Source organism: Ectobacillus sp. OTK (genome assembly GCF_059698935.1).
The window spans coordinates 2,638,627-2,659,491 of the sequence record NZ_AP048547.1; the positions used below are offsets into that span (position 1 = coordinate 2,638,627).

The 20,865-nt window shown below is 38.5% G+C and carries 17 protein-coding genes, 6 tRNA genes, 2 other RNA genes and 2 pseudogenes; 25 read left to right on the plus strand and 2 right to left on the minus strand.

All coding sequences use genetic code 11. The features are described from left to right. Positions 1-42: 42 nt before the first annotated feature. From AC6HZ4_RS13050 to AC6HZ4_RS13120, 15 genes and pseudogenes are all read left to right on the plus strand, one after another. On the plus strand, positions 43-696 hold the full coding sequence (locus AC6HZ4_RS13050) for a potassium channel family protein (RefSeq protein WP_497495705.1): 654 nt from the start codon (positions 43-45) through the stop codon (positions 694-696). A gap of 383 nt (positions 697-1,079) precedes the next feature. After that, positions 1,080-1,991 (plus strand): ubiquinol oxidase subunit II, encoded by a 912-nt coding sequence (locus AC6HZ4_RS13055; protein ID WP_497495452.1) that lies wholly within the window; start codon positions 1,080-1,082, stop codon positions 1,989-1,991. A 28-nt stretch (positions 1,992-2,019) separates the two neighbouring features. Next, positions 2,020-3,990 (plus strand): cytochrome aa3 quinol oxidase subunit I, encoded by a 1,971-nt coding sequence (qoxB, locus tag AC6HZ4_RS13060; RefSeq protein WP_497495453.1) that lies wholly within the window; start codon positions 2,020-2,022, stop codon positions 3,988-3,990. Further along, a complete protein-coding gene (cyoC, locus tag AC6HZ4_RS13065; RefSeq protein WP_497495454.1) occupies positions 3,990-4,586 on the plus strand; it encodes a cytochrome o ubiquinol oxidase subunit III in 597 nt (198 codons plus the stop codon). The genes qoxB and cyoC overlap by 1 nt, the downstream gene beginning before the upstream one ends. A 1-nt stretch (position 4,587) precedes the next feature. Further along, the gene (gene cyoD, locus AC6HZ4_RS13070) at positions 4,588-4,893 is read left to right on the plus strand and encodes a cytochrome o ubiquinol oxidase subunit IV (protein WP_497495455.1); all 306 of its coding nucleotides are present in this window, start codon (positions 4,588-4,590) and stop codon (positions 4,891-4,893) included. A 392-nt stretch (positions 4,894-5,285) separates the two neighbouring features. Continuing rightward, entirely contained in the window at positions 5,286-5,660 is a 375-nt protein-coding gene (locus AC6HZ4_RS13075) for an ABC transporter substrate-binding protein (RefSeq protein ID WP_497495456.1), read from the plus strand. Further along, positions 5,651-6,181, plus strand: a pseudogene (locus AC6HZ4_RS13080) (ABC transporter permease); the annotation flags it as partial. The gene AC6HZ4_RS13075 and the pseudogene AC6HZ4_RS13080, both read left to right, overlap by 10 nt. Further along, complete coding sequence (locus AC6HZ4_RS13085; RefSeq protein WP_497495457.1) at positions 6,181-6,378, plus strand: hypothetical protein; 198 nt, start codon at positions 6,181-6,183, stop codon at positions 6,376-6,378. The pseudogene AC6HZ4_RS13080 and the gene AC6HZ4_RS13085, both read left to right, overlap by 1 nt. A 294-nt stretch (positions 6,379-6,672) precedes the next feature. Further along, a complete protein-coding gene (locus AC6HZ4_RS13090; protein WP_497495706.1) occupies positions 6,673-7,377 on the plus strand; it encodes a YybI family spore inner coat protein in 705 nt (234 codons plus the stop codon). Positions 7,378-7,796: 419 nt separating this feature from the next. Next, positions 7,797-7,874, plus strand: coding sequence for a hypothetical protein (locus tag AC6HZ4_RS13095; protein WP_497495707.1), 78 nt, complete (start codon positions 7,797-7,799; stop codon positions 7,872-7,874). 361 nt (positions 7,875-8,235) lie between these two features. After that, entirely contained in the window at positions 8,236-8,634 is a 399-nt protein-coding gene (locus AC6HZ4_RS13100) for a DoxX family protein (RefSeq protein WP_497495458.1), read from the plus strand. Positions 8,635-8,867: 233 nt separating this feature from the next. Further along, complete coding sequence (locus AC6HZ4_RS13105; RefSeq protein WP_497495459.1) at positions 8,868-9,815, plus strand: ring-cleaving dioxygenase; 948 nt, start codon at positions 8,868-8,870, stop codon at positions 9,813-9,815. A 124-nt stretch (positions 9,816-9,939) separates the two neighbouring features. Then, positions 9,940-10,077, plus strand: a pseudogene (locus tag AC6HZ4_RS13110) (flavin reductase family protein); the annotation flags it as partial. 198 nt (positions 10,078-10,275) lie between these two features. Then, positions 10,276-10,716 carry a MarR family winged helix-turn-helix transcriptional regulator gene (locus AC6HZ4_RS13115; RefSeq protein WP_497495460.1) on the plus strand — a complete coding sequence of 147 codons (441 nt, stop codon included), beginning with the start codon at positions 10,276-10,278 and terminating at the stop codon, positions 10,714-10,716. A 245-nt stretch (positions 10,717-10,961) separates the two neighbouring features. Next, positions 10,962-11,573, plus strand: a complete 612-nt coding sequence (locus AC6HZ4_RS13120; RefSeq protein WP_497495461.1) for a hypothetical protein — start codon at positions 10,962-10,964, stop codon at positions 11,571-11,573. 189 nt (positions 11,574-11,762) lie between these two features. On the opposite strand, the gene AC6HZ4_RS13125 is transcribed toward AC6HZ4_RS13120, so the two are convergent. Beyond that, positions 11,763-12,797 (minus strand): hypothetical protein, encoded by a 1,035-nt coding sequence (locus AC6HZ4_RS13125; protein WP_497495462.1) that lies wholly within the window; start codon positions 12,795-12,797, stop codon positions 11,763-11,765. Positions 12,798-13,048: 251 nt separating this feature from the next. On the opposite strand from AC6HZ4_RS13125, the gene AC6HZ4_RS13130 reads away from it, so the two are divergent. Together AC6HZ4_RS13130 and AC6HZ4_RS13135 are read left to right on the plus strand one after the other, a co-directional pair. Continuing rightward, positions 13,049-13,381 (plus strand): hypothetical protein, encoded by a 333-nt coding sequence (locus tag AC6HZ4_RS13130; protein ID WP_497495463.1) that lies wholly within the window; start codon positions 13,049-13,051, stop codon positions 13,379-13,381. A 476-nt stretch (positions 13,382-13,857) separates the two neighbouring features. Next, a complete protein-coding gene (locus tag AC6HZ4_RS13135; protein ID WP_497495464.1) occupies positions 13,858-17,472 on the plus strand; it encodes a bifunctional 2',3'-cyclic-nucleotide 2'-phosphodiesterase/3'-nucleotidase in 3,615 nt (1,204 codons plus the stop codon). 111 nt (positions 17,473-17,583) lie between these two features. Here AC6HZ4_RS13135 and AC6HZ4_RS13140 read toward each other — a convergent pair whose 3' ends face one another. Continuing rightward, positions 17,584-18,807 carry a cation:proton antiporter gene (locus AC6HZ4_RS13140; protein ID WP_497495465.1) on the minus strand — a complete coding sequence of 408 codons (1,224 nt, stop codon included), beginning with the start codon at positions 18,805-18,807 and terminating at the stop codon, positions 17,584-17,586. Positions 18,808-19,587: 780 nt separating this feature from the next. Here AC6HZ4_RS13140 and AC6HZ4_RS13145 point away from each other — a divergent pair. The 8 genes from AC6HZ4_RS13145 to AC6HZ4_RS13180 all read left to right on the plus strand — a co-directional run bounded on the left by AC6HZ4_RS13145 (position 19,588) and on the right by AC6HZ4_RS13180 (position 20,719). Next, positions 19,588-19,663: transfer RNA gene (locus AC6HZ4_RS13145), tRNA-Thr, on the plus strand. Between the two features lie 41 nt (positions 19,664-19,704). Continuing rightward, positions 19,705-19,787, plus strand: a tRNA-Leu gene (locus tag AC6HZ4_RS13150). A 2-nt stretch (positions 19,788-19,789) separates the two neighbouring features. Further along, a non-coding RNA gene (ssrS, locus tag AC6HZ4_RS13155) (6S RNA) lies at positions 19,790-19,969 on the plus strand. 38 nt (positions 19,970-20,007) lie between these two features. Beyond that, positions 20,008-20,273, plus strand: an RNA gene (ffs, locus tag AC6HZ4_RS13160) — signal recognition particle sRNA large type. Positions 20,274-20,284: 11 nt separating this feature from the next. Continuing rightward, positions 20,285-20,360, plus strand: a tRNA-Ala gene (locus tag AC6HZ4_RS13165). 85 nt (positions 20,361-20,445) lie between these two features. Beyond that, positions 20,446-20,529 (plus strand) — tRNA-Leu (locus tag AC6HZ4_RS13170). A 32-nt stretch (positions 20,530-20,561) separates the two neighbouring features. Further along, positions 20,562-20,633 (plus strand) — tRNA-Gly (locus AC6HZ4_RS13175). A gap of 5 nt (positions 20,634-20,638) precedes the next feature. Beyond that, positions 20,639-20,719 (plus strand) — tRNA-Leu (locus tag AC6HZ4_RS13180). Positions 20,720-20,865 lie beyond the last annotated feature (146 nt).

Consider the following 20,865-nt stretch of genomic DNA (forward strand, 5'->3'; position numbering starts at 1 on the left):
TGCATACAACCTTAGAGGAGCGATGTGAAGATGAACAAACAGATAAACAAACAATACGCCGTTATTGGTCTGGGAAGATTTGGTTCGGGGATTGTGAGTACTTTGTTAGAAGCAGGAAATGAAGTGTTGGCAATCGATGCTAATGAAGAGCGTGTAAATGAATTTATTGATTCTGCTACACATGCAGTTATTGCAGATTCAACGGATGAAGTAGCTTTAAAAGCAATCGGTATCCGGAATTTCGACACAGTCATTGTAGCGATTGGAAATGATATGCAAGCGAGTATTTTAACAGTCCTTTTATTAAAAGAATTAGGAATTAAGAAGATTGTAGCCAAGGCCTTGAATAAACGCCATGGGGAAGTATTAAAAAAAGTGGGAGCTGACCAGGTTGTATTTCCTGAGTGGGATATGGGAGAGCGTGTGGCCCACCAGCTTATGCTGCCGAATGTTCTGAATTTCATTGAACTTGCGAAAGATTATAGCATAGAAGAAATCAAGGTGCCTTCCAATATGGCAGGGAAAAGTCTCAAAGAATTAAATATTAGAGCAAAATTTAATTTAACTGTAATTGCTATTAATAACAATGGGAACGTTAATATTTCTCCTTCTCCAGATGAGTTGATTCAAAAAGGAGACGTTTTGGTTATGATCGGAGAAAATAAAGACTTACACCGTTTTGCGAATCTTGAGTGAAACAATGTATGTTTGGTGATAAATTGTTATAGTTAGTTGTTTCTGAATGATGTATAAGGAGAATAGTTTTTAGAGATAGAAGGACATGTGCTTAATCTCAAAGCATATGTCCTTTTTTTTATGCCGTTATGGAAGGGGAGATATCAAAATCCTCTTAAGATGGAGAAATGGTTGATAAAAAGCTTGGCAATAGGATGATTGGGCAAAAGTATGAAAAAACAATGTATAGTTTATGTCGAAAATATGGAGGGTTTATGAATTCTCCCTTTATTGTGACGCACGTCACAGACGAATTAAACGCTAAAACACTATGATTACATTGTTGAAAGTGGTAATACAAAAAATCAAAATTGGCAACTGAGTTTTGAAAGGAGATGCACTAAGTGAAAAATCGAAAGCTGTTTCATTTTTTTAGGCTTTCCCTTTTGGCGGTAATATCCGCCGTATTATTATCAGGATGTGCCGAGCGCTACATCGTTCTCAAGCCGCAAGGTCCGGTTGCGCAACAGGAATATGACTTAATCGTGTTATCCGCCATTCTTTGTGCTGTAGTCGTTATACCTGTTTTAGCGGTCTTTATTTATATCGTGTATCGGTATAGAGACAAGCCTGGTAACAAAGCTCCCTATACACCGAATTGGGACGACAGCAAAATACTTGAAATCGTGTGGTGGGGTATTCCGATTATCATTATTGGTGTCCTTGGTTTTTATACAGCAAAGACAACCTATGCGTTACAAAAACCGCCTGCAAGTGATGTTAAACCAATTACAATTCAAGTTACTTCCCTAGATTGGAAATGGCTGTTCCAATATCCTGATCAGAATATTGCAACTGTTAACTATGCCGAAATTCCTGCGGGAGTACCTGTTCAGTTCGTATTAACGGCTGATGCTCCTATGAACTCATTTTGGGTGCCGCAGTTAGCTGGACAGGTATACACAATGCCGGGAATGGCTATGAAACTATGGCTGCAAGCTGACAAACCGGGAACATATTTTGGGTCAGGTGCTAACTTTACTGGTGAAGGATTTGCACATATGCAATTTCAAATAGTTGCCAAATCGCAGGCAGAGTTTGACGCGTGGGCGAAGAAGATTAAACAAACAGCACCAGCCTTAACAAAGGACGGCTATAACAAACTAGCGGAAAAAGGACTGGCTGATAAAATGGACTTCTCATCTTATCCAGCAAATCTGTTCAATGAAGTGGTCGATAGAAATGGTGGGAAATATATGAAACAACATATGGAACAAACTGATATGACTGATATGCACAGTATGCATGCTAAATAAACAAAGCGAATGGAAGGAGGAAAAATAGATGTTAGATAAATTGAAGGATTTTGCTTCCGAATTTTTTGTAACCGGAGATCCAATGATTTATGGAGCGGATGTTGCTATTGTTCTCGTTACTCTTAGCATTATATTTGTTCTTACGCATTTTAAAAAGTGGGGCTGGTTATGGCGTGAATGGCTGACAACCGTTGACCATAAAAAAATTGGAATTATGTATATATTATCATCGCTCCTTATGCTTTTTAGAGGAGGGGTGGATGCTCTATTAATGCGTCTGCAATTAGCTTTTCCGAATGTTGAATTTTTAGAATCGCAACATTACAATGAGATTTTCACAACGCATGGAACAATTATGATTTTATTTATGGCTATGCCATTTATGTTTGGTTTATTTAATATTGTTGTGCCGCTGCAAATTGGGGCGCGAGATGTAGCGTATCCATATTTAAACGCTGTCAGCTTTTGGCTCTTTTTCTTTGGAGCAATGCTTTTCAATTTATCCTTTGTAATAGGTGGATCTCCTGATGCGGGATGGCTTAGTTATCCGCCGCTGTCTGAACTGTCTGGCAGTCCAGGGCCTGGACAGAACTTCTATATTTGGGGTATTCAAATTTCCGGGATCGGAAGTTTGGCAACGGGAATTAACTTTATCGTAACGATCTTAAAAATGCGCGCTCCAGGTATGAAATTAATGAAAATGCCATTGTTTACATGGTCTGTGCTTTCAAGCTGTATTACAATCATTTTTGCTTTTCCAGTGTTAACTGTTTCTCTTGCTTTATTGTTTGTTGACCGTTTCTTTGGTGCTCACTTTTTCACAGCTACAGGCGGCGGAAATCCAATGATGTATGTCAACTTGATTTGGATGTGGGGACACCCAGAAGTATATATCGTAGTACTTCCAGCATTCGGTATTTATTCTGAAATTGTAAGTACTTTTTCGAAAAAGAAAATTTTCGGCTATAAATCCATGGTATTTTCTATGATGATTATTAGTGTCTTTTCCTACTTCACATGGGTGCATCACTTCTTTACGATGGGTGCAGGCGCGGATGTAAATGCATTCTTCGCAATTACAACAATGGCTATCGGGATTCCGACAGGGGTAAAAGTATTCAACTGGCTATTTACAATGTTCCGCGGACGTATTCGGATGACGCAGCCTATGCTATGGACGCTTGCCTTCGTTCCGTGTTTCCTTGTTGGCGGAGCAACCGGCGTTATGCTTGCAGTCGCGCCAGCAGACTATCAATATCATAACAGTTATTTCTTAATTGCTCACTTCCATCAAGTATTAATTGGCGGTGTTGTCTTTGGCTATGTAGCTGGATTATATTATTGGTGGCCAAAAATGTTTGGATTTAAGCTGAATGATCGATTAGGAAAATGGGCTTTCTGGCTATGGAATATTGGTTTCTATGTATGCTTCATGCCACAATACGCATTAGGATTCATGGGAATGACTCGCCGTGTGTACACATATGGATGGGACATGGGCTGGGCGCCGCTTAACCTTATTTCAACAATCGGTGCTTTCCTTATGGGGGTTGGATTCATTTTCCAAGGATGGCAAATTATTTACAGTATCAAACATGGAGAACGTGATGTAACAGGAGATCCGTGGGATGCGCGTACATTGGAATGGTCGATTCCATCTCCAGCTCCACTGTATAATTTTGCTGTTATTCCACATGTAAGCGAGAACGATGCTTGGTGGGCGATGAAAGAAGAAATGAAAAAATCAGGGGCGAAAAAGGAATCTCGTACTTTAGAACCGATTCATATGCCGAAAAACTCCGGTATTCCATTTATTATGGCAGTATGCTGGTTTGTTGCTGGATTCGGGCTTACCTTTAATTGGTCTTGGATGGGGATAGCTGGATTAATAGGTGTTGGAATTTGTTTACTGGCTCGCTCTTTCCAATATGACAAGGATTACTACATTCCAATTGATGAAGTGAAACGAACTGAAGCCTCATTAGGGAGGGCAATGTAATGGAACATACAGTTTCTCATACGGAACATCATGGTCATAATGAACATGAGATGACAACATTAGGATTTTGGATTTTTCTCGTAACAGACTGTATTTTGTTTGGTACTTTATTTGCAACATATGCTGTGCTGTATACTCATACTGATGGTCATTTAACAGGACGCGAGCTGTTTGAAGTGTCTGGATTTACAATAGAGACATTTATTCTATTAACGAGCAGCTTTACAAGTGGATTAGCATTATTGGCGATGAATAAAGGAAAAATGAAGCCGTTAATGGGTTGGCTGCTCATTACAGTGCTTCTTGGTCTATCCTTTGTTGGATTAGAAATCAATGAGTTTGCCAAAATGGTTTCGGAAGGGGCAAGCATTTCTACAAATGCTTTCCTTTCCTCATTCTTTACGTTAGTAGGCACACACGGTCTTCACGTTTCATTCGGTCTCATCTGGATGATTGCGATTATGATCCAAATTTGTAAGCATGGAATCAATGCTGTTACAAAACACAAAGTGTTTATTGTAGGGTTATATTGGCACTTTCTTGATGCTGTATGGATTTTTCTTTATACTGTCGTATATTTAATGGGGGTGATGTAATATGTCTCAGCACAACAATCACGGCTCGGAAAAAACATATGTGCTTGGATTTATTATCTCCATCGTACTAACAATTATTCCTTTACTGCTTGTATTAAATCATGTACTGAGTAAAGGAGCTCTAATCTTTTCAATATTAGCGATGGCGGTTCTTCAGCTTTGTGTGCAGCTCTTTTTCTTTATGCATGTGAAGGATGGGGAAAAGCCCCGCTATCATGCGATGGCTTTAATTCTTGGCGCCGTTATAGTTTTCACCATTGTAGCAGGCTCTATGTGGATTATGTCATTTAACTCACAAGTGCAGTGATTGTACTGGTGAAGCTAGATAGATATATTAATGTTTTTGAATTTAGATAAAAATAGGGATGGTGCAGGTGCACTATCCCTATTTCTGTATTAGAGCTCCAACGGTTACCCGCAGAAAAATCTTTCTATATCGCGGCAGGATCACATCTATGTCTAAACATATAGTTATGCTATTAAAAACATTAATTTATTTTTATTGGCATTAAGATATACATTTTTAGAAGATTATTATACAATATAAATCGTAATGATTTCTATTTACGGGGTACATATCTATTAAAACTCAGTTAGCGCTTGGTATTCATTACTAAGAAAATTGTTGTACAATGTAAATCGTAATTATTTCTATTTGAGAGAGGGATGCATGCCTGCTAAAAAATTAAAACTCAGTTAATGCTTGGTATTCATAGTACCATTGTAACCGATGTAGTCCCAAGCTTACGAACTCATCTCGTAATGTACAATACCAGTAAAGAAGCTTTAGCGGATTCAAATGTGAGAAAAGCTTTCGATGCCCTTATTGATCGAAAAGAAGCAGCGGAGAGTATTATGGCAGGGCAAGCTACAGTCGCAGCAGGTCCATTCTTGCCGGAGTTTCCTTTTGCTCCTTCTTATGAAAAAAAACAATTTGGTCTAGATATTGCTAAGAAATATTTAAAAGCAGCAGGATATGAAATAAAAGATGGAAAGGCAATAAAGGACGGAAAACCGCTTTCCCTTCATTTATTAACGTATTCTTACCGACCAGAGCTTCCATTGGCAGAATAGATCGATTTTTCATGAGGATTGTTGATGCTGTTATGGCCTTCCCAGACTATATTGTAGCAATTATCCTAAGCGGCTTGTTGGGCCCAGGAATGTTCAATCTAGTATTTGCAATCGTTGTTGTAAAATGGATTGGTTATGCCAGGTTAGCTCGAAGTACTGTTTTGTCTGAGAAACAAAAAGATTATATTGCGATGGCGAAGATTAATGGACTTAGCTCCATCCAAATTCTGCGAAGACATATGATTCCACATGTAGCAGGAAATGTGATGGTACTGGCTACGTTAGATGTTGGAAAGGTTATCTTAATGATCGCTTCCCTTTCTTATATTGGATTAGGAGCTCAACCGCCTGCCCCGGAATGGGGAGCTATGCTAAATGAAGGCAAAGCGTTTTTTTATAATGCACCTCATTTAATGGTCATACCTGGAGCAGCTATCATGATTGTCGTGCTCATTTCTAATCTGTTAGGAGATTTCTTAAGAGACCGTTTTGACGTGAAAAATCAGAAAGGAGGAATCTAATGTCAACCTTAACGATTACTGATCTTACGATAAAACATCGAGCTATTAATAACATTAGTCTTTCGATTCATGAAGGGGAATGGCTAACTTTCGTTGTATTTAGTTTAGGGCGTTCCGTATTTTTAGCCATGTACATTCCAAAATTAAATCGAACGCTATTTTCAAATGTAGAATATGAAAATCTTAAAACTATCTAAATATCATATGCCCGCGAATTTCTACATATAATCAATATGGAGAATAAAGAGACAGGTGGGCTGAATATGGACACGTATTATCTCAGAAAAGCGATCCATTACTACCACACAAAAATACAAGAAACGAATCACCCTTATTATTGGTACTATTTGGCTGATGCACAAGCAAGAGCAGGATTAACAAACGAAGCACTGCAAACGATTAATAATGCCTTGTCGTTCCCAAATCCCTACCCTTCAAAGCCTGAGCTGCTGAAAATACAGGCGCAGCTCCAACCTGTTCCTTCAAGAGAAATGAATATGAACAGGCCTTCAATAGTGACTGCAAAGCAGGGAGATATTGACGGGGACGGTATAATTGACAATATCATTCTTACTGCAAATAAAACTCCTGATAGCCCTTTTTGGAAAAATATAACTCTTGTTGTCCGGAATGGGGGAACAAATCACTATCAGCAAATTCCATTGAAGGATAACGGCGGATACAATCCAACACTCTTTCTTGGGGATTTTACAGGCAACAAGGTGGATGATATTTTAGTGGTCATTGATACCGGAGGAAGTGCCGGTACTATTTATACGTATGTATTTTCTTATATTAACGGTCAAATGAGGCAGATCTTTGATTCTGATTCATTCAATGAAAACAATAAGTACGATGTGACTTATGAAAATCAATACAAAGCAGCGGTGATCAGTTATAACCTAAAAGAAAAGTATATTCTTGAACTTACTTACAAGGGTAAGGAGTATTTATCTGAAATTTATACTCAGAATGGTATTTTGAAGGCACCGATAAAAGGCTGGGTAAATCCTTTGTCCGGTTTATATCCGATTGATTTTAATAGGGACGGCACTTATGAACTCGAAGCGCATCAGAGGATAGCTGGCAGGTATAATGCGGACGGACTTGGATATGTGCAGACCGTATTGAAATGGAACGGACAGGTATTTGGTCCTGACTGGCAGAATGTAGCTATTTTTGGCGGAGAAATATAACTGCTGGAATCATGGATTTGCCATTAATGCGTGCTTGGTTAGGGATAAATCATTATATCAACCTCTATTAGTTATTCTAGAAATAAAAAATTTTTCAAAAAGAAAGAGAAGGCCATTTACTTAGCGGTCTTCTCTTTTCATACATATGTTTAATTTTGAAACTTGGATTACTATCATATTCTTTCTTTTCTGTAAAAAAGTTCACCTTAGGCTACTCTGTTTCTCTAGACCTGCTCGATTTCCGTGTGATACTATGCAAAGGCATAAAAATGATTAGCGATAGGTGAATACATGGGGAATGTACGAGAGACCGTTGCCAAAAAGGTAGCTTGGATTAGTGTGATTAGTAATATTATTTTGACGGTAGGAAAATTGATCACTTTAAAACAATTAAAGAGGGACATGATTTAGGAAAGGAAATCAAAAAGGCTTTAATGAATAAGCACGATAATATTAAAGAGGTACTTATTCACTTGAATCCGTATTTTTCGGAATGAAGCATTAAGCAAGGAGTGTTCAAGGAAGATTGAACACTCTTTTTTGCTGACATTCATAAAATATGTAGAAACAGTGTTGACAACACAAGCTACTACGCTCTATAATTACCTTGAATTCAAGATAATTGATTTGAAGATTTTACTTAATTTTTACATGTAGAAAAGTAAGGAAATGAGAGTAGGTTATCTTTAGAGTTTTTAATTTTCAGTAAGCAAATTGGCCAATTTAAAAATTTATGTGTAAGTAGAATATTGGAAACTAAAATTTACTTGTATATCTTGTATATAGTAGGAAAAAATTTTTTTGGTATAAATCTTGAATTCAAGATTAATTAATTAAAGATAATGTGGAGGTTTTATTATGATGAGTCTTGGTTTATTGCTAATTCGTGTAGTGGTTGGAGTTACATTTATGGGGCATGGAGTACAAAAGCTATTTGGGTGGCTGGGAGGATACGGCCTGAAAGGAACAGGAGGATGGATGGACTCTATCGGGATCAAGCCAGGTGTACAAATGGCTTTTCTTGCCGGCATGAGTGAGTTAATCGGGGGAATGCTATTTGCCTTTGGTTTGTTAACTCCGCTAGCGGCTCTTTTGATAGCTGGTACAATGGTAATGGCGATTGCAAAGGTACACGGCCCTAACGGTTATTGGTCCACACAAAATGGATATGAATATAATCTGATATTGATTGTTGTAGTGATTGGCGTTGCTTTAATTGGACCAGGTCAATACGCATTAGATACTTTTTTATTCTAAACCATACAGTATCCATAATCTTCAAGAAATTTTGAGGGTTATAAAGAGAATACCGCAGTTTAGTTACGTAAATGTATCTTTATTTAGGATGTTTGTTGATATAAGAGAAAATAGAAATAGGAGAATTTGAACAACTAGCAAAAGAACGAAGGGTTGTAAATAATTTTCTTAATGACTATCGGCTAGAATAAATTGTATTTGTAATTACACAAATTAATAAAGGAGTAAATAAAATGACAAAGAAAACGATGGGAATTCATCATATTACAGCGATTGTTGGTCATCCGCAGGAAAATGTAGACTTCTATGCAGGAGTTTTAGGGCTGCGTCTTGTCAAACAAACAGTAAATTTTGACGATCCAGGTACGTATCACCTCTATTTCGGTGATGATGGCGGGAGGCCTGGAACAATTATGACATTTTTCCCTTGGCCAGGTGCACGCAGCGGGAAAATTGGCAGCGGTCAAGTGGGGGTTACCTCCTTCGTAGTGCCTAAAGGTGCGATGTCTTTTTGGGAAAAACGATTAGAAGCATTTAATGTTCCTTACACAAAACTTGAACGATTCGGCGAGCAATATGTAGAATTTGACGACCCTCATGGACTACACTTAGAGATCGTAGAACGTGAAGAAGGAAAAAATAGCGAGTGGAGTTTTGGCGGTGTTACGCCAGAGGTTGCGATTAAAGGATTTGGAGGAGCAACATTGTTGTCAAGCAAACCGGAAAGTACTTCCCATTTGCTGGAACATGTGATGGGTCTTGAAAAAATAGGTCAAGAAGGAGATCTTGTTCGTTTTCAGTCAACAGGTGATATTGGCAATATAATTGATATAAAGCTTACTCCTCTCAGCAGAGGCTCAATGGGTGTTGGAACAGTTCATCACATTGCTTGGCGTGCTGAAGATGATGTGGATCAATTAGATTGGCAAAGACATGTAGCCGGTCATGGATACGGAGTTACCCCTGTTCAGGATAGGAGCTATTTTAATGCTATTTATTTCAGGGAGCACGGGGAAATTTTGTTTGAAATTGCTACTGATCCGCCGGGATTTGCTCATGATGAGTCTGAAGCAACGATGGGAGAAAAATTAATGCTGCCAAAACGGTATGAAATCCACCGTAATACAATTGAGAAAGCATTGTTGCCATTTGAGGTGCGAGAATTAAATAAGAAGCAATAAAGTTAGAAGAAGATGGCGCGAAGCTGACATGTATTGAGAGCAGAATGATCAAGTTTAACCCGAACGGAAGTACTTGCAGCTGCTGAGCGGTATACCGAGCATGTTTCATAAAGGAGGAACAAAGATGAAATCTGTAGATCCTTTCGAATTGCCGGAACGCGAAAACTATAAATTTTTAACAGGAAGTATTATTCCAAGACCTGTAGCGGTTGTTACGACGCTTTCTCAGGAAGGCACATTGTATGGAGTTCTTCCCTTTGCTTAATTCTCGTCAGTCGATATAGAATTCTTATATGAGCTATAAGGCTTTCGGTTTAAAAGACCTATGCGAGTGTAAAGGAAAGTATGCCTATCAGGATCTATGAAAAATAGGGTGCAGAAATAGAAGGATTGACAATGAAAACAAAACCATGTTAAATTATCTTTAATTCAAGATAAGGTAATTAAAGGGTGAAATTTCATGGAAGAAAGCGATCAGCAATTATCTTTAAAAGCTCTCGTTGTATTATCAAGAAGTTATCGTTCTATTGTAAGTATCCTTGAAAAGGATGTTCAAAAATACGGATTAAATATCACTCAGTTTGCCGTGTTGGAACTCCTGTATCACAAGGGGGAACAACCCATTCAGAGGATTGGGGAAAAAATCTTAATCACGAGCGGAAGTATTACCTATGTAGTAGATAAATTAGAGAAAATTGGATACCTAAAAAGAAAACGCTGCGAAAGCGATCGTCGCGTAATCTATGCAACGCTTACTTCAGAAGGCAAGCAGTTCATGGATCAAGTATTCCCGGAACATTCCTCATTTGTTCAACAGTTATTTTCTCCTCTAAATGAGGAGGAGAAGAAACAGCTTATTATATCATTGAAAAAATTAGGAATTCCTGCCTCTGCTATGTAGAACCTTATATATGGAGTTTTAAGGAAATTTTTCATTTAAATCTAGATTATAAAAAGGCCGAATCGTTTTCTAATACGGTCTTTTTGTCTTGTTTAAAGCATTGAGGGAAAATACCCATGCGGTATAGGGTAGCAAGTAAAATGCAAACATTTGTAAGGAAAATATTTAAAAAGAGAGGCAGTCCCTCAGTAAAGAACATGGTCTAAACCCATCTCTTTGAGCATTTATCTCTTAAGGGGGGATAGATGATGAAAACACTGTTAAAGCATGTATTAGGTACATGTTGGAATAACAACTTTAAAGATTATGCTGTTGCGATTGACAGCTATTCTAAAACCACAAAGATTGTTTTGGGAGCTGTTTTAGGAGCATTAGCAACCGTATTTCAATCCGCTGGGGTAGTAGTAGGGTTTGGTTATGTACTGAGCATGCTAACAACTTGGCCTATTGTGATTGCTGCTGTCATGTCCATTCGTATCGGGTTCGTGACGTATTGGTTAACGATTTTTTTGTTAGCCATTATACAGCCGAGCGAACTAATTATTTTCCCGTTTACAACAGGATTATTGGGTATTAGTTTAGGGGTAGGTTTAAGGGTTTTTAGAAGAGGGTTGCTTGTAGCCTCCTTTGCAGCTGTCTCTTTAACGTTGGGGATTATGATTTTGTTGCATGGATTCAGGTTTCCTATTCTAGGACCTTCTGTTACATCTACATTTGATATAAAGGTTACACTTGGTGTCCTCTCCTTTTCTTTTTTATATAGCTGGATATGGATAATAGTAAGTATATCTGGATTAAAAGGTTTGAACAAACTAGTTTTAAGGAAGACTTCATCTGTTTACGATAAAGAAAGATAATGTGAATGAGAAATATATCAGATAGACTTTCTTGTCGCCGGGGAGTCAACCTCTTTTTTTGTTTATGTGTTGGTGTAGGAACTACCATCATACAAGGATTTGGAGGGGTGCTCCCTTTTTGTGTTCTAAAAAACCCTTGTTACGCAAGAGTGGAGGGTTATGAAATGGATCAATATATAGTAACAAGTTTTATAAGAATTGTGCTTTTCTAAGATTTTCGACATACTTTTGTTCTAGTTCAAGTCTTGAAAAATTACTATACTTGGCTTTCAGTTTTTTCTTCTCGGCTTCAGAAAATTGTCTATAATATTTAAAGTTAGAATATTTATAATCAAATAGTTTTGGTGTACTTATTCCTTCAGGATGATAAACCCGAATAAATATTTCTTGAGTTTGCACAAAAGTTCTTAATAATTCACTCCAAATTTCTTTATCTATCCCGCATTCAAGAGCATGAAGTGCAAATTCAGCAAATATAAAGTAGTCAGCTGAATCAGGTTGACCTTTGCCTGGATAGTTTGTTCCTGCTAATTCTCCATTAGAAAAAAACTCAAAATATGTATTGGTTTTCTGGTAGTTAAAACCGTTATCGGGCTCTGCAAAAAATTCCTTGTAAAGCTCTAACTGTTTTTCTGAAAGATATTGCAGATCTTTTATGTCTATTCTAGGCATTTTGTTTTTATCTGGTATTTTTCCTTTTTGAGCTAATGATGCGCGTGTTTGGAGCCGTTTTACAAGGATTGGCTCCGCTCGTTTGACGACTTCAATGCGGTATTCTTTTTCTTCAGTTGGAATCTGTTTGTTTTTAGGTATTAACAATGGATGAAATCTACTATCATATTCCTCGAAAAACAACTGATATGTAATGAAAGAGAAGTCAATACCTTGCAATGTCTCCTTCCTGAAATAGCCTCCTATACAGTTTTCATCTACATAGTTTAGGTAGAAATGCAAAGATTGTCCATTTGACAAGACGATTCTTACCCAGTTGTTCATGCAATATTGTTTTGCATAATGATATTGCTGTAAATCATCATTTGGAAACAGCTGTGACCAAGTAAGAGTACGAAAACAGCGGCGTGATACGTAACCTCCTATATACATTTGATCGTAATGTAATAAATACAATCTACAAGAAGATCCATCTACTAAAATTAAATCAATCCATCTATTGAAAGCATCCTTCAATGTGTAAGTTCGAATGTTTCTATTCATCTTATTCATAACATTACATTTCTCCTTTAGACTGTGTATACAGTTTCACTAATCTTTTGGCGCACGTTGTTCAATCTTATGTCTTAACATGTGGATGTATGTGCAGAGAACACGATTGAAACGAACTGACATAGAAAGTTAGGGGATATAATCGTTTTAAAAAAGTTTGTAATACATTAAGAGTCCAATCCAGTAAAGAAATATGCACATAAATTAAGATGAATGCATTAACCGATTATATATCGGAGAGGAGATAAGAAATGGACTATATTAACCAATTTCAAAATCAAGATAATCGTTATCCATATTGGGGTAGCGGCGGTTACTGGAGTGGCGGCGGCTGGAGCGGACCAAGACCTCCATGGGGCGGCGGTGGCTACTGGGGTGGCGGCGGCTGGAGCGGACCAAGACCTCCATGGGGCGGCGGTGGCTACTGGGGTGGCGGCGGCTGGAGCGGGCCAAGACCTCCATGGGGCGGCGGTGGCTACTGGAGCGGTGGCGGCGGCAGTTGGAGCGGTGGCGGCGGCAGTTGGAGTGGCGGCGGCGGCAGTTGGAGTGGCGGCGGTATGGGTGGACCAAGACCTCCATATTGATACTAAGATGGATCAGGTGAAGAACCAGGCGGCAATTGATTTACATGATGCTATGGAAATGGTTTGTTAAAAGAAAAATTCTTGTAACCAAAACTTTCTAATCTAAAAGGAGGTTTTGGTTACAATCTGGAACTTTTATGATTAAATTTTTAAATACGGATGTGTAAATCCCGCGAGGCTTTTGGAGATGACTAGCTTGAAATTATCCAGTATGAATAGCGAAGGATATTTCAAAAGATTTTAAATTTCATGTACTGAATTAAACCCAAAAGACTTGACTACAAAAAATAAGACCTAAAGTATGTAGATCCTTTATCAATAAATAATAGAAGAAAAACAGTTTTATTTCTATTTGTTAACTTTACATTAAATTAATAAAATAGATACCTGAATCAAACAAAGGTTTGTTAAACTATTAACAGACAATTTATTATGTTGGTCAAAAATACTATTTTCACAAGAAAGGTGAATTTGGCATGAAAAAAAGAAACAGCCTGAGTCCGAAAAATGTTCTTTCAGCTTCTCTAGCCTTATCCCTTATTTCAGTTCCTCTCTTTTCATCACAAGTTAACGCAGCAGAACAGCAAAATTACAATACACCAGTAAACGTTCTAGCTAACAAAATCAATAAATCAGGTAAAAACCTTGTGAATTTACGACTCATGGAAACTACAGATATTCATACAAATCTATTACCCTATGACTATTATAAGGATGCAGCTTATGAAAAAGTTGGACTAGCTAAAACAGCTACACTTGTAAAACAAGCAAGACAAGAAGTAAAGAATAGTGTTTTAGTTGACAACGGAGACTTAATCCAAGGAACTCCTCTTGGAACTTATAAAGCAAAAATCAATCCATTAAAAGATGGTGAATACCACCCTGCCATTAAAGCCATGAATCTAATGGAGTATGATATGGCTGCACTAGGGAACCATGAATTCAACTATGGATTAGAGTTTTTAGATGAAGTCTATGATGATGCAAACTTCCAAGTTGTAAATGCTAATGTGTATGTAGATGACCATGATAATAATCCAAATAATGATAAAAATAAATTCACTCCCTATCGAATTGTCGAGAAATCGGTAATCGATGAGAGTGGTAAAAAGCATAAGATAAAAATTGGTTATATCGGATTCGTTCCTCCTCAAATCACTGAGTGGGATAAGGCCAATCTTGATGGTAAGGTAATAGCTAAAAATATTGTTGAAACTGCCAAAAAATTCATCCCTCAAATGAGAGAGGAAGGGGCAGATATTGTAATAGCAATGACACATTCCGGATTCAGCGGCGATAAGGCCAACACGGAAGATGTCATATACTCATTAAGTGAAGTACCTGGAATTGATGCAATAACATTTTCACATACACATAAGTTGTTCCCTGCTAAAACGGAGGCAGCTCTTGATGGATTATTTTTAGGTGCAGACAAAAAGCCTTTACCAGGGGTGGATAACACAAAAGGAACAATTAACGGTGTGCCAGCAGTACAAGCAGGCTATGGCGGCGGATCTTTAGGAATAATAGATTTACAGCTTAAGAAAGAAAAAGGCAAATGGCTAGTAGTTAATTCTCAATCCTCTACTCGTGAGACCTATAGGGATATTAAAGATTCCGCTACTGGTAAGACAATAACAGAGAGCACTGTACAACCTGATAAGTTCATTTCCGATCTTTTGAAAGCCGATCATGATGCAACCATTAACTATGTTAACACACCAATTGGTAAAACCACTGATGATATTCACAGCTATTTTTCATTAGTTCAGGATGATCCTTCTATTCAAGTAGTGACGAATGCACAAAAATGGTATGTTGAAAAATACATTGCACAAAGTAAGCCTGAGTATAAAGATGTGCCGATCCTTTCGGTTGGAGCTCCATTCAAGGCTGGACGCAATGGAGTAGCTGAATACACAGAAATTAAAAAAGGTGATTTAACAATCCGAAGCGCTGGTGATTTATATCTTTATGATAACACCTTAAAAGCCATTAAGGTGAAGGGCTCAGTTGTTAAAGAATGGCTAGAAATGACTGCAGGGAAATTCAATCAGATTGACCCTGGAAAAACGGAAGAGCAACCCCTTTTAAACCCAGCATTTCCTGTTTATAATTTTGATGTAATTGACGGGGTAAATTATCAAATCGACGTAACTAAACCAGCAAAATACGATGCAACTGGAAAACTAATTAATCCAGATTCAAACCGTGTTATTAACCTTACTTACAATGGTAAACCAGTGGATCCAAATCAAGACTTTATCGTTGTGACAAACAACTACCGAGCAGGCGGTGGAGGTAACTTTCCAGGTGTAAAAGGAAGTGAGCTAGTAGTTGACTCTGCTGATGAGAACCGTCAAATTTTAATGGATTATATTTCTGAAAATAAAGAAATTGTTCCTACTGCTGATAACAATTGGTCGATTGCTCCAATTGATGGCGATGTAAATGTTACGTTCACTACATCTCCAAAAGCAGAAGCCTATATTAAACAAGATAGTAATATTTCTTATACTAATAAAACTGATGACAATGGTTTTGGGATTTTTAAATTAAATTTAAGTCCAATAAAAGTACAATTACTAGGCTTAAATGATTTGCATGGCCAGCTTGATACCAGTACAAAAGTCGGAACACAATTGGCTGGTAATATGAAGTACACGGCAGCTGCTATGAAACTTCGTAAAGCAACAAATCCTCACACACTCTTAGTTCATGCTGGTGATATGATAGGCGGCAGCCCGCTTATTTCAGCTCTTTTCCAGGATGAACCGACGGTAGAAGTAATGAATGCAATGCACTTTGATGTTGGTACACTCGGTAACCATGAATTTGATGAAGGAATTGCTGAATTACAGCGTATGATCCATGGCGGTGACCATCCAAAAGGTAATCCAGGCTATAAAGGGATGGATTTCCCGGTAGTAGCAGCAAATGCTTTTGATAAATCCACTGGTAAGTTAATTACTGAACCCTATGCAATCAAAGAAATAGGCGGTAAAAAGATTGGATTTATCGGTGTAGTAACTCAAGAAACTCCTAGTATGATTGTGACTAAAGGAAATGAAAACCTTCAAATTACTGATGAAGCCGAAGCTATCAACAAATATACTGCTGAATTAAAAAAACAAGGTGTTAAAGCCATTGTGATTCTGGCACATAATCCAACTACACAGACAGGTAATACAGATTCATTTGATGCTTCAAAAATTGCTGAAAATACAGATGATGAGGTAGACGTTATTTTCGCTGCCCACAACCATGTTGGGGTTAATAAAGTAGTGGATAATAAGCTTATAGTTCAGGCTTATTCCTATGGCTCAGCTTTTTCCGATGTGGATGTTGAAATTGACCCGGTAACAGGGGACATTGTTGACAAGAAAGCAGAGATCGTAACGGTATATCAAAAAGATTATATTCCGGATGCTGAAGTTTCAGCTATTATGCAGAAGTATGAAGATAAAGTAGCGCCGATTAAAGCAGAAGAGGTCGGGGAGTCTAAAACAACGTTAGACAAAGGATATCCTAACGCTTCAACAGGTGATTCTGCATTAGGAAACTTAATTGCTGACGGAATGAAGGCCAAAATGGATTCTGACTTTGCCTTAATGAATGGCGGCGGTGTCCGGGCAAATCTTAATGCCGGCAAAGTAACATTCGGTGATCTGTTCTCTATCCAGCCTTTTGGTAATGTGTTAAATAAAGTGAAGCTTAGCGGTTCAGATTTGGAAACTGTTTTAAATAATCAAATATCAGTGTATACTGCGGCAGATGGAACAAAACAATATAATTTAGACTTTCATGTTGCCGGATTTAAATACGCATGGGACGGTAAGACAGGTAAAGTCGTAGACATCTTCCTGCCTGATGGTACTAGGATTGATAAGAATAAAGAATATACTGTTGTTGTAAACAACTACATGTATGGAAATGCCAAATACGGTATTAAAGATCTTGCGACAGATTTAGAGGTGGGCCCAGAAGATCTGCAGGCTACTGTAGATTATGTAAAATCACTGCCAAAACCGTTCGAATATAAAGCAGAAGGCCGTATTAAACAATTAGTACCATTAGCTGCAGCTCAATAAAATCTAACAGCTGAATAAGCGGCTTGATTTAGGTATTCCTAAATCAAGCCGTTTTATTTACTGTCATCTTTGCATTTTTCTCCCTCTTAGCTAACACTTGGAAGTAACTTTCTATGCAGCTTCTAGAGTAATTCCCAACCTTTTAGCGACATAACCCGTGGTACTCGCTTGGATAAGAATAGTTACTAATATAGCGATAAACGTGACGGAAGTAATTTCGCTCGCATAATCGACCCCTGCTGCAACAATCATCCCGGAAAGAGCTGCAGGGATGACGCCTGTTTCACGAACCCAAAACATAAACACAATTTCATTCCATTTCCATTTTGCCTTTCGATCAGGCAAGGTACATAAAAGGACAGCAAGAGGCCGTGCAATAAACATGAAGACAAGGACAATCAAAATTCCCTGCACCCAAAACTCGCTCAGAATACGAAAATCCACTTGGGTCCCCAGCAACATAAAAATAAGAGTCCTCATAATTAAAGTTAATGTTTCTGAAAAGTTAAAGACCGTGGAATTGGTTTCTTCTGATACACGAAAACGAAACAATTGTGGATTGCCTAAGATAAGGCCTGCCGTGAAGGTAGCCATAAAGCCGCTGGCATGAATAAATCCTGCTGCTAAATAAGCGCTAATCGCTACAACTAGGCTGACTACTGTGCTGTATTTTCTTAAAAGACCCCATTTGTGTTCTGAGGTCAACAACACACCGATAAAACCAATGATTGTTCCAGCTAAAATCCCGCCTCCAGCTTCACGGAAGAAGCTCCATAGGCTGGCGGAAACAGACAAGTGCGTTTGCCCGAGAATAACACCGAGTATGGTAAATGCCAAAATGGAACCTGTTGCATCATTAAAAGCTGACTCACTTTCGACAGTTTGTCTTACTTTTTCCCGGATGGTAATTTGCTTAAATACAGGAATTAAAGTTGCAGGGTCTGTAGATGCAATAACAGAAGCGAGCAAAAGGGCATATAAAATGGGCATATGTAGTAAATAAAAAGCGGTAATGGCTACAACCACAGCTGTAATGATTACACCTAGTATAGAGAGGAGAGAAATAGTAATCCAAACCTTTTTCAGTATAGAAAAACGAATGGCTCTTCCTCCTTCAAATAGAATCAATATAGACCCTAACACGATAATAAATTGATACGAAACTGAATCATTTGGCACTGTAATTAAATCGAAGACAGAGGGGCCTAGAAGTATTCCCACGATCATAAACAGAGCTACATCAGGAATTTTAATCCGTTCCGCTACTTTCATGGCCACTAATCCAAAAAGAAAGACCATAGTGATCATATATAATTCGCGTTGAACAATGTTCATAACGTCAGCTTCCATTTTATGCTCCTTTCAGTGCATTATTTTTAATAACCTTAGATTACCCCCGACGGATGTAATAATAAATTCCCTTAAGGACAATTTAATTGGAAAAGGTGAGAAAGTATGGTAGATATTTTTGATACATTTGCTCTTCTCACTAGTATTTTGGCGTTTTAATGGTATTTATTATATAGGGAATAATGATATATTCGATAAACAGAACAAGTTTTAATTCACGGCAAAATGAAAAATACTATCTCAGAAATGAATGTTTAAAAAGTGTAGAGTGTCTATTTGTTAAATGATTCGGAATGAATCTTAATATCAAAGAGAAGTTGTAATCAAACAAGACGAGTGTATACCGTGGATCCTTGACGGCAGGGTTTGCTCTTATTATTTTATTAGGCTCGTTTCTTCTCACCTTTCCTATAGCTACTAAGGATGGGAGAGACTTCCGTGGCTAGATGCCTTATTTACGTATAGTCTATGTCTGCTGCATATGTAACGGGCGTGTGGTTGTGGATACTGGGACTAGTTACGTTGGTAAAGTTGGTAACAACTACATCGTAAAAGTATATTTAAAAACCTAAATGTTTGTTGTATACTGATTAAGCAATGAACGAAATGCCTTGTATATCTGCCGGCTTAGCTCAATTGGCAGAGCACGATCGAATATGCTTCGAAGGAATTACTTCAGCGTACTCATTGAGCTGCATCTTGCGTAAGCTTTCTGGAATGAGGACGACAAACAAAAGCTATTGTCTGGGCATACAAATATATTACGCCGGCTTAGCTCAATTGGCAGAGCAACTGACTTGTAATCAGTAGGTTGGGGGTTCAAGTCCTCTAGCCGGCACCATTCTATGTTACACGTATGAGGAACATAATATCTTGTATGATGCGACCGTGGCGGAACGGCAGACGCGCTAGGTTGAGGGCCTAGTGAGAGCAATCTCGTGGAGGTTCAAGTCCTCTCGATCGCATTCATGTCCTGCAATGTTCGTGATACCATTTTGTTTTGAACCGTACAATTTGAACGGGATTCCTAATTTGTTGCCTGATGCCATGCCTGCTTGTTCAGGATTGCAGGAAGGTCGATACGCGGAAACCTACCTGCGAGAGCGGGTTCCAAAACAGAGTGGGAAACGGCATACGTGGGGATGTACTTTTAAAACGACATATCGATTCAACTAAAAATACATACCGTGATAGGCGGGGAGATAGCGGTGCCCTGTAACTCGCAATCCGCTCTAGCGAGGCTGAATTCCTTTCAGAGGTATGATGGATGTAAGGTTTGCCTTATATAAGCGGTGTTGACCTTCGGAGTCCTCGCAACAGAAACCCATGAACCTGGTCAGGCCGGGAACGGAGCAGCCATAAGTGGAATGTTCTGTGTGTCGAAGGGCAGCTCTGAACGAGCTGGCTGTATGAGTACCACTTATGTCGTCATATCAATGAAAGGTTCACGGTTTTATCTTTTGGGGCCTTAGCTCAGCTGGGAGAGCGCCTGCTTTGCACGCAGGAGGTCAGCGGTTCGATCCCGCTAGGCTCCACCATAGTATGTACTGTTACTAAAGTAAATAGCAACGATTTTACCCTAAAAGAATGAGTGAATTGGAGAAGATTTTACCAATCATATTTGCGGGTGTGGCGGAATTGGCAGACGCACCAGACTTAGGATCTGGCGCCTTTGGCGTGGGGGTTCGAGTCCCTTCACCCGCACCATTTATAATTGTATAGGATTGCAGTGTTTGCATGCGGAAGTAGTTCAGTGGTAGAATACAACCTTGCCAAGGTTGGGGTCGCGGGTTCGAATCCCGTCTTCCGCTCTTATGCCGGTGTGGCGGAATTGGCAGACGCGCACGACTCAAAATCGTGTTCCTCTGGAGTGTCGGTTCGACCCCGACCACCGGTATCAAACTAAAGGAAAAAACTCTTATAAGTCAATGCTTTGAGACATTCAAGGTGTTGGCTCTTTTTGTTTTTACTAGTTGGATACTACTGATAAATAATGGAAAAAATCAGTTTAGATTAGTAATCTATCAAGCATTTTTGTAGTTC

Coding starts and splice junctions, on each gene's coding strand:
- cyoC (WP_497495454.1), top strand. CDS start 3,990: ATGGAACATACAGTTTCTCATACGGAACATCATGGTCATAATGAACAT.
- qoxB (WP_497495453.1), top strand. CDS start 2,020: ATGTTAGATAAATTGAAGGATTTTGCTTCCGAATTTTTTGTAACCGGA.
- AC6HZ4_RS13085 (WP_497495457.1), top strand. CDS start 6,181: ATGTCAACCTTAACGATTACTGATCTTACGATAAAACATCGAGCTATT.
- AC6HZ4_RS13125 (WP_497495462.1), bottom strand. CDS start 12,797: ATGAATAAGATGAATAGAAACATTCGAACTTACACATTGAAGGATGCT.
- AC6HZ4_RS13140 (WP_497495465.1), bottom strand. CDS start 18,807: ATGAACATTGTTCAACGCGAATTATATATGATCACTATGGTCTTTCTT.
- cyoD (WP_497495455.1), top strand. CDS start 4,588: ATGTCTCAGCACAACAATCACGGCTCGGAAAAAACATATGTGCTTGGA.
- AC6HZ4_RS13090 (WP_497495706.1), top strand. CDS start 6,673: ATGAATATGAACAGGCCTTCAATAGTGACTGCAAAGCAGGGAGATATT.
- AC6HZ4_RS13105 (WP_497495459.1), top strand. CDS start 8,868: ATGACAAAGAAAACGATGGGAATTCATCATATTACAGCGATTGTTGGT.
- AC6HZ4_RS13135 (WP_497495464.1), top strand. CDS start 13,858: ATGAAAAAAAGAAACAGCCTGAGTCCGAAAAATGTTCTTTCAGCTTCT.
- AC6HZ4_RS13115 (WP_497495460.1), top strand. CDS start 10,276: ATGGAAGAAAGCGATCAGCAATTATCTTTAAAAGCTCTCGTTGTATTA.
- AC6HZ4_RS13100 (WP_497495458.1), top strand. CDS start 8,236: ATGATGAGTCTTGGTTTATTGCTAATTCGTGTAGTGGTTGGAGTTACA.
- AC6HZ4_RS13130 (WP_497495463.1), top strand. CDS start 13,049: ATGGACTATATTAACCAATTTCAAAATCAAGATAATCGTTATCCATAT.
- AC6HZ4_RS13075 (WP_497495456.1), top strand. CDS start 5,286: ATGCTTGGTATTCATAGTACCATTGTAACCGATGTAGTCCCAAGCTTA.
- AC6HZ4_RS13120 (WP_497495461.1), top strand. CDS start 10,962: ATGATGAAAACACTGTTAAAGCATGTATTAGGTACATGTTGGAATAAC.